The 13559-nt window shown below is 48.3% G+C and carries 7 protein-coding genes; 2 read left to right on the forward strand and 5 right to left on the reverse strand.

All coding sequences use genetic code 11. The annotated features are described in order from the left end of the window. Nucleotides 1-91: 91 nt before the first annotated feature. Nucleotides 92-1423: a sugar porter family MFS transporter gene (locus A4R26_RS21330; protein ID WP_081168210.1), complete on the reverse strand. Its 1332-nt coding sequence runs from the start codon at nt 1421-1423 to the stop codon at nt 92-94. Between the two features lie 296 nt (nt 1424-1719). Here A4R26_RS21330 and A4R26_RS21335 point away from each other — a divergent pair, with 296 nt between their 5' ends. Further along, nucleotides 1720-4512 carry a hybrid sensor histidine kinase/response regulator transcription factor gene (locus tag A4R26_RS21335; protein WP_081168328.1) on the forward strand — a complete coding sequence of 931 codons (2793 nt, stop codon included), beginning with the start codon at nt 1720-1722 and terminating at the stop codon, nt 4510-4512. A 79-nt stretch (nt 4513-4591) separates the two neighbouring features. Here A4R26_RS21335 and A4R26_RS21340 read toward each other — a convergent pair whose 3' ends face one another. Next, the gene (locus A4R26_RS21340; protein WP_081168214.1) at nt 4592-4873 is read right to left on the reverse strand and encodes a hypothetical protein; all 282 of its coding nucleotides are present in this window, start codon (nt 4871-4873) and stop codon (nt 4592-4594) included. 135 nt (nt 4874-5008) lie between these two features. Here A4R26_RS21340 and A4R26_RS21345 point away from each other — a divergent pair, with 135 nt between their 5' ends. After that, nucleotides 5009-5893 carry a helix-turn-helix domain-containing protein gene (locus A4R26_RS21345; RefSeq protein ID WP_081168218.1) on the forward strand — a complete coding sequence of 295 codons (885 nt, stop codon included), beginning with the start codon at nt 5009-5011 and terminating at the stop codon, nt 5891-5893. Here the strand turns inward: A4R26_RS21345 and A4R26_RS21350 are convergent. From A4R26_RS21350 to A4R26_RS35685, 3 genes are read right to left on the reverse strand one after another with little or no spacing between them, the layout of a single operon-like run. Continuing rightward, entirely contained in the window at nt 5890-7284 is a 1395-nt protein-coding gene (locus A4R26_RS21350; protein WP_081168221.1) for an SGNH/GDSL hydrolase family protein, read from the reverse strand. The two genes, A4R26_RS21345 and A4R26_RS21350, sit on opposite strands and share 4 nt — an antisense overlap. Then, entirely contained in the window at nt 7277-9712 is a 2436-nt protein-coding gene (locus tag A4R26_RS21355) for a glycoside hydrolase family 38 C-terminal domain-containing protein (protein ID WP_081168225.1), read from the reverse strand. Before A4R26_RS21355 ends, A4R26_RS21350 begins: the two co-directional genes overlap by 8 nt. Next, nucleotides 9712-13527, reverse strand: coding sequence for a GH92 family glycosyl hydrolase (locus tag A4R26_RS35685; RefSeq protein WP_242674979.1), 3816 nt, complete (start codon nt 13525-13527; stop codon nt 9712-9714). Before A4R26_RS35685 ends, A4R26_RS21355 begins: the two co-directional genes overlap by 1 nt. Nucleotides 13528-13559 lie beyond the last annotated feature (32 nt).

A 13559-nucleotide genomic window follows, 5' to 3' on the forward strand; every position in this document is an offset into this window, starting at 1 on the left:
GAACCCCGGAATTCGAAATGCCGGCATTTAATCGTAAATAACGTTTATCGCGAGCCGGCGTTAAGCATTAAGCGTTTAGCGTTAAGCAGTATTAATGAATTATCAGTGTCTTTTCTATTTGTTCCAGCGATTGACCCTTTGTTTCGGGCATCAGTTTCCATACGAACAGCAGTTGCAATACCATCATCACGGAAAAGAACAAAAAGGTATTACCGCCGCCCAGTCTTTCCGCCAGCATGGGAAACGAAAACGCAATGATGGCGGCCATGATCCAGTGGGTAAAACTGCCCAGCGTTTGACCTTTTGCCCTTACCTGGTTGGGAAATATTTCGGCAATGAACACCCAGATGACGGCGCCCTGGCTGAAGGCGAAAAAAGCGATATATACCAACAGGTAAATGGTAACTGCCCAACCGTTGAAATTTTGTGTATAGAATGCCTGCGCTACGAGGCCGAGCGTTGAGATCAACCCGATAGAACCGATCAGCATCAACGTTTTGCGGCCTATTTTATCAATAAAATTGATGGCTATAAGGGTGAAGATAAAATTGACGATACCGATGCCTACCGTGGAAAGCAAAGAAGAGGCGCGGCCGAGACCGGTCATTTCAAAAATGCGGGGCGCATAATAAATGATGGCATTGATGCCCGATACCTGGTTAAAAACGGCAAAGGCGATGGCGAGAAAAACCGGCACCCTGTATTTGCGGGTGAGCAACTGGTTTACATCACCGGCGCCGTTTTGAGCCTGCGTACTGTTTTTGATCTGTGCTATTTCTTCTTCATATCCAACAGGCATTATTATCTTTAAAACAGCGGTAGCTTCTTCCACTTTACCTTTCCGGAGTATGAGCCATCTGGGGCTTTCGGGCACCAGCTGAAGCAGGATGAGAAACAATAACGATGGAAAAGCCTGCACCCCCAGCATCCATCGCCAGGCGGTTTCCCCCTCCTGCCCGATGAGGTAATTGGAAAAATAAGAAAGCAAGATCCCCAACACGATATTGAACTGGAACAGGGCAACCAGCCGGCCTCTTTTTTCGGCCGGGGCGATCTCGGAAATATACACCGGGGCGGTTACCGAAGAAGCGCCAACACCCAGGCCGCCAAGGAAACGGAAAAGCAAAAACACATGCCAGTTGGTGGCAAAAGCAGTGCCCAATGAAGAGACGAGGTAAATAGCCGCGATCAGTAATAAGGTATTTCTTCTCCCGATCCGTTCGCAGGGAATACTGCCGACGAGGGAGCCAATGACGGTACCAATTAAAGCAATGGAAACGGTGAGGCCATGTTCAATGGAAGAAAGCGACCAATAGTCCTGAATGGATTGCTCAGCGCCGGAGATCACTGCTGTATCAAATCCAAATAAAAACCCGCCCAACGCAACAACGATACTCCACAAAAAGACTTTTCTTTTGTTCATACGACAAGCAATTTTGTGTAAACATATCGTACCGGAGCCCCGGTGGCGTAGCAATACCGTTTCAAAGAATTATTTATGAAAAAAAAATGCCTGAAGCAGATAAATCGTTAAATTTCAATAAAGAACAAATGCTTTTACCCCTTTATCCGTAGGCGGTTTTTAGATTTTGTATCCCGGTTTATAGATATTGTTTCCTGTTCGCAGCGTACGATTTTCTCAAAAAATTCAAAGCGGTTCATCATTGCATATATTTATATAAGCGCACGAAATTTTTGATTTTTATTGCCGGCCATAATATGATACGATCATTTTCGACTTGTTTTTCTTTGCGATTGCCCTGCCGTAGTATTACCCGTTTGTTTATACCGGCGGTGCTGGCGCTTTTATGTCTTTGCGGCTGTACCGGCCAAAAGACGCCCCCCGTTTTTACCATCGGGTTTTCGCAATGTGTGGAATCGGATGCCTGGCGGAAGACCATGCTCGAAAACATGAAAAGGGAACTGGCTTTTCATCCCAATATCAATTTTATTTACCGGCAGGCGGAAGGCGATAGCCGGAAACAGGTGAGCCAGGTAAAGGAGCTGCTGCAAAAAAAGATCGACCTGCTGATCATTTCGCCCAACGAGGCCGACCCTTTGACCCCGGTGGTGGAGGAGGCGTTTTCAAAAGGCATTCCGGTTATTGTTGTGGACAGAAAGATCTCCTCGCCCCTGTATACCGCGTATGTTGGGGGTGACAATTACGAGATCGGTAAAATGGCCGGTCAGTATGCCGTGAACGCATTAAAAGGTAAAGGGAAGATCATTGAAGTAACCGGACTGCCAAAATCATCACCCGCCATTGAACGCCATAAAGGCTTTTCCGATGCTATTAAAAATTACCCCGGCCTGCAGCTTATACACATGGTAAATGGCGAATGGTTGAACCAGACCGCGAAAAGCGAGTTTGCAAAGATCGCGTCGCAGTACCCCGATGTGCAACTGGTATTTGCACACAACGATATGATGGCGCATGGTATTTACGAAGTATATAAAAATAGTAAGCAGCCGCAACCGGCCATCATCGGGGTTGACGGACTGCCCAATGCGGGGATGTTATTTGTATCGGACAAAAAAATTACCGCTACCATGCTGTACCCTACCGGCGGCGAAGAAGCCATACGAATAGCGGTGAAGATCCTGAACAAACAACATGTTGTAAAAGAGAACCTACTGCAAACAACCGTGATCGACTCCACCAATGTGCGTATTATGCAGCTACAGGCCGCTAAAACGCTCAGCCAGCAGCAACAGATAGAACGGCAGCAGACGATGCTGGCCGAACAAAAACGGATCTATAACAACCAGCGCACCTTTGTTTATATCCTCGTTACCTCGCTGGTGCTGTCGATCATCCTGGGTGGACTGGCATTTTATTCGCTGCGCGAGAACCGGAAGATCAGTACGCAACTGCAACAGCAGAACCAGGAGATCCTCGATCACCAGGCGCAGTTGGTAGCAATGTCGGCCAAAGCAAAAGCCGCCAACGAAGCCAAAGTGAATTTCTTTACAAATATCTCACACGAATTCAGGACACCGCTCACGTTGATACTGGGGCCGCTGGAAGAACTGCTGGCGAACAGCAGGAATAATTACAGTACCGGCCAGACCCTTACCTTAATTCAGAAAAACGTATTGCGACTTTTACGACTGATGAACCAGTTGATGGATTTCAGGAAAATTGAGGTGGACAAAATGCGGTTAAAGGCATCGGAGAACGATTTGATCACTTTCGTTGCCGACATAATACAATCCTATAAAAGCATTGCGCAAAAACGGAGTATCGATCTCCGGTTGATCACCAAAGAAAGACAGTTACCGGTGTGGATAGATGTGAACATGATGGATAAAGTGATCTTTAATTTGTTGTCGAATGCTTTCAAGTTTACGAAAGACAATGGGTATATACATATTTATATAAGCAGGGCCGACAACAATGCCATTATTAAGATCGAGGACAATGGTGTAGGTATGTCGGCAGACGCCATTGCACATGCCTTTGATGTATTTTACCAGGGTGAATATGAAAATTACAAGGGGTCGGGGTTGGGACTTGCATTATCGAAGGAGTTGATCACCCTGCATAAAGGCACGATCAGGGTAACGAGCGAAAAATGGAAAGGCACCAGCTTCGAGATTCGGCTGCCCCTCGGTACCGCCCACCTTGCAGCCGGTGAAATAGTGGAAGAACAGGCGGAAACCAAACAGGCTGTACTGTATGAGCATGAAAAAATTTACACCGCCGATCTTACTACCGAAACGGCAGTCAGTCAAGCGACAGAAGAAACATCTATTGAGAAAGAATATTCCATCTTGATCATAGAAGACAATGCCGACCTGCGACAATTTCTTGTTGGGAAATTAAGTACGCAATACGAAATACTCCAGGCCGACAACGGGCAATCGGCGTTACAACAGGCATTCGATAACATTCCCGACCTCATCATTTGCGATGTGGTAATACCCGGTAAAGACGGCATGGCGCTTACCTCCATATTCAAAAATGATTTCCGCACTTCGCATATTCCCATTGTGCTGCTGACAGCCAAAACAGCCATGGAGCAGCAGATAGAAGGCATGAAAAATCTGGCCGATACGTACATAACGAAACCATTCAACATTACCTTTCTGCAGCAGACAATAAAGAGCCTGTTAAGCAACCGCGCGCGGCTGAAGGAACATTTTACCGGCGAGCTGCCCACCAATTTAAAAACCCAAACAATAGGAAAAAGCGATCGGAAATTCATCAATGAGTTTTCTGCATTTGTAGAAAGCAATCTTTCCAATGAAGAACTAACGGTTGATACTATCTGTAAACAGATGGGTATTTCGAGGGTGCAGCTGTACCGTAAGGTAAAGGCCCTGCTCGACATCAATGTGAATGATTATATTTTAAACACCAGGCTGCAAAAGGCCAAATACCTGTTAAAGAACGAGACCTTCGCCATTGGCGAGGTTGCCAGTAAAACCGGCTTTTCATCGTCGGCCTATTTTTCGAGTGTGTTTAAGACGAAGGTGGGAATGACGCCAAAGGAGTTTAGGGAGAAGTAGGGTTAACATTCTCCCGATTTAAGAATGATAAAATAGCAGGATAGATCAGGAGATTAATGTTAATTGCTGTGTACAAGCCTTATAGTATTGTAAGTGCATACAACTGTTGATGCTCCTTTTCAGCCTGTTCACGCAACGGATCACCCACCGGCAATTTGCCGAACAAATATTTTTCCTCTTTTTTGAAGTGCCCGCGCAGGTCTTTTTCAAAGAAATCAAGTACATACCTGCTGATCAGTTCAGCAGGTACTTCTATGGCAAGATCATGCCGGATCTGCCAGGCCTGCAATAAGCCGAAATGATGTTCTCTTGAAAATTGCACGAACGCCTTACTGCGTTTTATGGGGGTATGCGTTTCCATTGTAATTCAGGATTTTTCAGTATATCAAAGATATTTTCGGATTGATTATCTGAGGCTAACAGGCGTCATAACCGCGGCTGATCCGGGTCATTTAAACCCTTTTAAAAAATATAAATTTAGTTTAACTTAGTACCTATGTCCAGATCGATCCTGAAGGAAGCGCCCCCCTTAACCAAGTCGGATTGCTTCTCATTGTTTGCCAGGTATAAAACTGAATTTGATTTCCCCCTGCACTTTCATGAAGAATACGAATTGAACTTTATTGAAAATGCCAGGGGAGTTAAACGGGTTGTGGGCGATAGCATGGAAGAAATTGACGATCTGGAGCTTGTATTGGTTGGCCCCAATATTCCGCACGCGTGGTTCACGCACAAATGCCAGAGTGATAAAATATTCGAGGTCACCATTCAATTTCACCGCGACCTTTTTCATGAAACCCTGTTGAAAAGAACGCAATTGAGTTCTATAAGGGAATTGTTCGAGCACTCCATCAAAGGCATCCTGTTCTCAAAAGAAACCATTCAACAACTGGCGCCCCGGCTTAAAGCGCTGGAGCACAAAACGGGTTTCGATTCGGTGATAGAACTGATGATCATCCTGAACGAATTATCTGCAGCAAAGGACTCCCGCTATCTTTCCGGTGAGAAGATCTACAATGCGGATTACATTTATATGGATAGCGTGCGAATGGAAAAACTGATCGAATTCATGAACGCCAATTTCAGCCGCCCGGTGCGGCTGGCAGAAGCGGCCTCGCTGGTAAATATGGCCGAGACCGCGTTTAGCCGTTTTTTTAAAACAAAAACGGGGGTGAACTTTGTCGATTTCCTGAACGACATCCGCCTCGGCCATGCCGCACGGTTACTGATAGACACCAAGGACTCTATTGCCGAAATTGCCGCCGCCTGCGGTTTTACCAATATCTCTAATTTCAACAGAACATTCAAACGCCAGAAAGGATTGACGCCAAAAGACTTCCGCTCGAAACACGGCAATGTGGGTGAACGCCTCTTTTTTTAGTTCGCTTTCACTATCCGGATGGTATGTTTGCGAGGTTGGTTGATCCTGTAGATCTCCTCTACCAGCACATCCATTTGCCGCTGCCATGCTGCCCTTACAGCCGCATACCGCGCCGCACGATAGTTGTCTTTCTTCGACCCTACAAACCAATCCCGCGCCGATCGCGATGCCACTGAATCCATTGCCACCCGGCTATCGTTGAATTGCAGGCCGATATCTTTCAGGTAATTGAACTGCAGCCAGTAATACTGACGCAGTTTCGATTCAAGCGCCATGCGTTCCTCATTCAGCCACAGCACCGCCATGGCCTGTTCATATTGTGGCGTATTGGTCAACAGCGCCAGGTTGATTCCGGCGCCCAACTGCTCACCTGTATATTTACCAATAGGCCTGCCATCGATAGTGAGTGAATAATTTCCATTGGCCAATCCGTGTACGGTGAGCATTTCGCGGTTCATCTCTTCGTTAAAGGGAATCACCTTCAACGCGTCGGCCTGCCGCTGCGGATTGTCCCATATTCTTGAAACCGTATCCTGCGGAAATGGTAGTGAAGCAGCCAGGTACTCAACACGCACATCGCCGGGTGTTACCGTCAATGCCGAAAGCTGACAATTTTCTGCCTTCTGCACTTTACGCGTACCGGCATCGATCACCATATCGGCAACTGGTTTACCAGCCAGCCCCTGCTGTTTTAAAAACAACCAGGCCATAACAAAATGCCCGGCATTACCGGGATGGATCCGGTCTGAACCGGTAAGCGTAAACGTAGAATCTTTGCGTTGCCCGCGCAATGTTATCTCAGTCATAGGATGCAAAAGATCGACAAAGCCCCAGCGGTTGTCCTTTGCCGCCTTTTCCTGGAAAGCTGCAATGGCTTCTATCGCCTTGCTCTTACCGGGAAAATAATTCTTCGGGTTTTTCATGGTTTCATCGTACAACGGCGAAGTGATGATTATTTTCTTTGCGGCCGGATACGCTTTTAGCTTTTGCGTAATGCTGTCAAAATAGCGCCGTGATTCATTCACTCTTTCTTTCGCAGTTGAATCGGCATTCGCCTGCAGAAATTCAAAATACCCGCTGTCATTCATGCCAAAGGTCATACAAACAGTAGTGGGCTTTTTTGCCAGCACATCGGCATCTAACCTGCCCCAGATGTTTTTGGCCCTGTCGCCGCCGATACCGCAGTTGTATACGGTTATTCTGCGGCCGGGAAAATGCAACATGTAGTACAGCCATATATACGATCCGTAATATCCCTGCTCTGTTATACTGTTGCCTGCAAAACAGGCGCGTTCGCCCGGTTGAAAGGGCGCCAGCGGCTGCACCTGTGCCTGACTGAACGTTGATAAGCCTGCTATAAATGATAATGAAAAAAAGATCTTCTTAAACATGTTCGAATTTTATGGTTCTTATTCCGAATCGGGGTATGGATACTTCTATCCACTTACGGCCTGTTTTATCGGTATGCACAGGTAAGGTTGTTATTTTTCGTTCGTCCAGCTCCACTACAACAGCTGTAGCGGCGGTAAAACCAAGATAAACTTTCACCGTGGGCGTTTTTGCCGCTGCATTGAACAATCGCACCTGCAGTGCTTTATCTGAAACTGTAACTGATGATATTTCTATTCCCTTTTCCGGCTGCAGTAAGGAGCGCTGCCCTTCACTATCCGCAGCAGCGGTGATCAGCGGTTCGCTCCATCTGGCGCCTTCTGCCCAAAGACCGGCCTGGTCCCATTTTCCCCTGTGTGGCAATAATGCATAATTTACTTCTGTAGGCCCGTCAATGGTGTAGTTGCGGTAGAAGATGCCGTTGCCCGAATACTGCAGCGTTAAACCCAAAGGGAAACGCTCTCCATGCGTATAACTGGTGGTATGATCGCTGAACAAAGCCATCCCATATTCACCGTTCTCATCTTTCACATCAACCCAGTTCAGCAACACATTGTTCTTGATACTATCCCAGCGATTGAAAAAGGTGTTTTTGAGTTTGCTTTTGGTTACATCGTAGGGCGCGTTCTTATAAATTTTTTGGGAAGAAAGGTTTACCGGGAACAGGGCCAGCAGTTTGAAACGGTCGTCGTAATACGCTTTTCTTACCTGTGTATCTTTGGGCTCATCGTGATACTCACCGATAGCGGGGTTGCCTTTCCAGTCGATCTTCAAATGACAATCTACACGCGGTTGTCCCTGCTGTACGGTCAACACCTGTGTGAACGGATGCCCTGCTATCTCCCCTTTGATCGCCAGTTTTACTTCGGCCCCGCCGTTTTCAATGATCTCTACTTCCGCCTTTGTATCTGTACTGGACTGCATACCCCCATTATTATAGAAATTACCGCGCAGCTCATTGAACAATTTTCCTTTTTCCACAAACTCTTTATCGCCCAACTGTTTTGCCACCCAGCTTGTAATTGCGCCTCCTTTTGCCGGATCGACCACCATCCGGTACAGGTCGGTTTCCACCTGCACCAGACCGTTACCGAGCCGGGTTGCCGCCGCGCCTTTTCCCGATGGCAGCGCATTTAATTTATAACTGGCGTAACCCATGGCTGGCACTTTTGCGCGGAACAACCGATCGCCAAAACGCACCCACTCATCGCGTTCAACCGCCGTTGTGTTGAACACGCGCACATATTCACCTGCATTGCCGGAAAGCTGTTGCGTCACGCTTTTCGTTATGCTGTCGCTTACCCGATTCGTAAAGCCCGTCCACCTGACTACTTTATCGGCCCAGGTATCGCCTTTTTTACCGTTGTAGGGCACGATCCAGCAGTCATGGTGCTGCGATAACAACAAGGTGCGCCAGGCTTCACCGAAATGATTTTCCGGCCAGGCGGCGCCCTTCCAAACGGCGGCCATGGCCGCCAGTTTCTCTGCCTGTATTATGTTGTTCTCCGAATGCCTTACCGACTGCGCTATCCGTTGTAACACCTGCGCACCCCACATCAGCGCTACCAGCACATCTTCCTGGGAGAAGCGCCAGTCCTTACGCGCACCGCCGTTTGCGATCTTTTCAAAATACCCTCTCCATGTAGTGTATTTCGTTGGCGCGTATACGCCGTTGTTGCCGGTTTCGTTCGCGCCCCGTAACCAGGGACCAAATGACCAGCCGGCATCCTGCAGGCACATGCCAACGGGATGTTTAATGCCATAGGCAAAAGACTTCTGTACATATTCCTTACTGTTACCCGATGCAATGGTTTCCCAGATGGAATTTGGTTTGAACGCTTCCACTTCATATCGCGGCGAAGTGAGCATGGCACTGCCATCGGCACCGGTCCAGTTTACCAGCTCCCCGCCAAAGGCGCGCGTATAACCACCCCAGCAGGTATTGGGGTTTTTAAGCGATGCATATTTGAATCCGTACGATTTCAGTATTTGCGGCAAGGCGCTGGTAAAACAGGGCTCCTCCGATGAATAGGTGGTAAACCGCACCCCGGGAAAATGCTGCCGCATTTTTTTCATTCCATAATAAAACTGCCTGATCACGCTTTCGCCGGAGATATTGTACATATAGGCCTGGCCATACGCCGGGTTTACATATTCAATACGGGCATCGGCTGTTTGATCAGCAAATAATTTTTTAAAGGCCCTATAGTTTTCCGGATCGTGTAATGCAATACTGTCCCACGACTCGGGCTCCAGTTCGAGGTTGATCTTCCAGTTGGGATACTGTGCCAGCTTCTCTACCATGAACTTCGTTTGCCATGGCGGAAGATGACCATAGATACCGCCGTGGTAGCCATCGATAAACCAGGCGGTTTGCGCACCACCCTTCAACACGATAAACAGTAATATAACAATCAGTAACCGCTTCATTAATTTGTTTTTGGGGTTGGTTCTACCCAATCATCCGTACGAAAAGGAATTACAGGCCATCCTTCGCCGTTACATAAGGTAGTAACCGCGTAATTGGTGAATGCATAACGTACAGCTACCGGCTTTTTCACTTTGTTGTTCGATACAATGATCTTATCGCCATCGATAACCGCATTGGCAGGATAGAATTGCTGATCGGCGCCGGCAATGGTAAAGAACCGCGGCGCACCGCCATCCGTTGTATGCAAACCACCCGTAGTGGTACCGGGCTCAAAATGAATGATTGCCTTTTTGCCGCTCACTTCCAGATGCTGGTATTGCGGTCCGCGCCAAACCACATTCAATTGTCCATAGGTTCGGTTGAGCGCGGTGTTCGCCAGCCTGATGCCAATGGGCTTTTTGTTATGCGGGTGCAGATCCTTTGCCTCGCCTACATCGACGGTAGTGATCATTGCCGTATTGGCAAGCGTGGAAACCTTTTCCTGCGCTTCGCGAAAAAATGCATAATCGGCCAGCGTAGGATTGTCCATCTCGAGCCAGTAAGGCGCTACCTGTACATAGTAAAAAGGTAAGTCATTTTGCCCAAATGCCTTTCGCCAGCTCGTAATAAGGGCCTGCGTAAGCCGGGTATAACTTTCCCGCTCTTTGCGGTTGGCTTCGCCCTGGTACCAGCAAACACCCCTGATGGAGAAATGCCGCAGGGGATGAATAATGGCGTTGTATAATAAGAACGGCCGGGTAACTTTTTCAAAACTAAAGCCCCCGTCGATAGGTTCTTTCGACTTTGCACTATTGAGATAAGGCTGCAGGTACACGCGGTTCAGCATCGTATCGGCAGCCAGCACCGGCTGCGGCACATAGGCCTGTGCAGCCGATGCGCCAATACCCGAAAAGATAATGCCCACCGGAACATTCAGCGTTTGCTGTAACCCGCGCCCGAAATAATAACCAACGGCGCTGAAATCTTTTGCGGTGGCAGAACGGCAGCTCACCCATTTACCCGAGAAAGACTCAACAGGCGTAGCGCTGAAATTCAACCCTACATTCAACAACCTGATGTTGGGGTGATTGGCTGCCGCTACTTCATTCGCAGCATCTACCACTTCTTTCAAACTAAACTGCATATTCGACTGGCCGCTGCAAAGCCATAATTCGCCGATCAATACATTGTTCAAAGTAACTGCCGACAGGCCATCGCTTATTTCGATGCTATGCGAAGTATAATCGCCGGACTGAACCGCAGGAACTGCGACGATGCCGGAAAATTGTCCATCGGCATTCGCCATTACCGTTACCGGTGCCGGCATCCAGTCGGCCCGGATAGCCACTTCACTACCGGCCGGCGCAGTTCCCCAGATGGTCAATGGCCGGTTTTGCTGAACCACCATACTATCCTGCAGACCGCTGCCAAACTGCAAACTGCCGGCATCGGTACGTACTAACGCATCAGCCTGTGCGCCCCAGCTTTTATTGGGTGCAGGTCCCATTTCGAGCTCCAGCACACCACCGGATGCAATGGCGGCATGATCGATAAAACATTTATCCCAGGGTTTGCCGTTCAGCCATGCACGCTGGATATATACGTTCTTTGCGGAGTTGTTTTTTGCTATTACCGTAAAGCTGTTGCCTTTTGCATATTGCGGATCTAACTGCAATACAATTTTTGAGAAGACCGGGCTGGTGATCTCATACCGCGTATCGCCCGGGCAAACCGGGTGAATACCCGATGCAGCCAGTACATACCAGGCCGACATCTGCCCTACATCTTCATTACCTACCAGTCCCTCTACTTTATTATGATACGCTCTTGCGCAAATCCTCCGGCTCCACTCCTGCGTTAACCAGGGCGCGCCAAGGCGGTTGAACAGAAAAGGAACATGATGTACCGGTTCGTTGGCGTGGTTGTAATAATCGTTCCACAAAAGACTGGCCGGTGTATGGTTAAAGAAATGGAGCAGATCGGTAATTACACTGTCGCGCCCGCCCATGAGCTTTACCATTCCCGGCACATCGTGGGGTACAAACCAGCCCTGCTGGTAGGGATTGCTTTCAACGGTTCCATAGAAATGTTTCAGTCTTCCCTCTTTTGGCCATTCTTCCCAGCTGCCATCTTCTTTTTTTGGGCGGAACCATTTTTGGGTTTTGTCGAAAATATTCTGATAACTCAGCGCCCTTTGTGCAAACGTCTTTTCATCTTCCTTTTTTCCCATTGCGGCCGCCAGTTGCGACAGGCACCATTCGGAATAAGCGTTTTCAAGTGTATTCGAGATTGGGAACGGTGAATTACCATAGGAGTTCCGGCGGCGATCGATGGGTTCGCAGGTGTAGGTCCACCCTTTATCGCCATTCCCAAACCGTTCACAGGTATTACGGGCATAGGTATATGCTTTTGCCAGATCGTACCCTCTTATACCTTTTGCATACGCATCTGCCAGCACCGATACCGCCGGGTTGCCGATCATACAACCTGAATACGCATTCAACAATTCCCAGCGTTCAAAATACTGTTTACCGGTTTCCCCGGCCAGATCGGTCAATGAACCAAGCAGGTCGTTTACAACCGAGGGATTGATGATCGTTTGCAGCGGCATCTGGCTGCGGAATACATCCCATCCGCTAAATACCGTTCTGCGGGTTTGGCCGGCAGTTCCATTATGGAGCTTTCCATCGCCACCGGTAAAAGCGCCATCCACATCAGACACAATACGTGGGTCGATCATCGTATGATACAGTGCCGTATAGAAAACGGTTTTCTCTTCTTCGGTGCCCCCATCAATTTTTATTTTATTCAGCGCCTGGTTCCATAATGTTCGCGCGTTAGCATGTACTTTGTCAAAATCCCAGCCGGTGATCTCGGCTTCAAGGTTCATTTTGGCATGCGCTACATCGGTGAAGGAAATACCTGTTTTCATCAGCACCTGCTCATTTGGCGCTGTAGCAAACTCCGTATAAAAGCCAAGGTGTTTTCCCTGCTGCTCACGCGGTTGTTTGGTTACACCATTTATTGCAGCTTCTGCAATCCGCTGCTGGTAACGCCGGCTTTCAATGTCTTCCCGTTTCCGTTTCCAGTTGTCAGGAATAGCAGCGCTCCACACCCCATATTGTTTCAATGGTTTGCTGAACTGCGCATAGAAGTATACGGTATAATCGGCCAGACCTTCGCCATTGCCCCAGCCGCCGCCGTCGGGTGTACACTTCATCCACCCTTCAATGGTGTGATCATCTACCACGCGCACATATTGTTCGGTAGAAGTACCACCTACCCTTCTTGCCAGATCGATCTGAATACGGGAACGGTTATTGGCCGGAAAAGTAAAACGCATCATACCGCTGTGCGGCGCCGCCGTCATTTCGGCCGTTACGCGGTATTTCCCCAAGGTTACTTTGTAATAACCCGGGCTTGCCGCCTCCGTTTGTTTGGCAAAAGCGGAACGGTACCCTTCTTCTTCATGACCGGCACGGCCAGCCGAGGTTTTTAACGGTCCGGTGGAAGGCATGACCAGGAAATTTCCCAAATCGCCATACCAGCCGATACCGCTTAGCTGGGTAAAGGCAAAACCTTCGATGGAAGTATGTTCATAGCTATACCCCGAGCCATTGTCACCGCCCGTTATGGTATTTGGACTAACCTGCACCATGCCATAGGGTGTTGTAGCGCCGGGAAATGTTTTGCCCAACCCATGACTGGCGCCTGCTTTATCAACATTGGTGCTGGCGCCAATAAAAGGATTTACATATGTTACTGCCTGCCGTGATAACTGACCGGCCCCGGATAAGGTGGTTAACAACAGGGACGCCATTAAAAATCTTTTCATTTTGATCATACAATTTTTTCCTTCGCAGGCTT

Source organism: Niastella populi (assembly GCF_002078015.1).
Classification (GTDB): domain Bacteria; phylum Bacteroidota; class Bacteroidia; order Chitinophagales; family Chitinophagaceae; genus Niastella; species Niastella populi.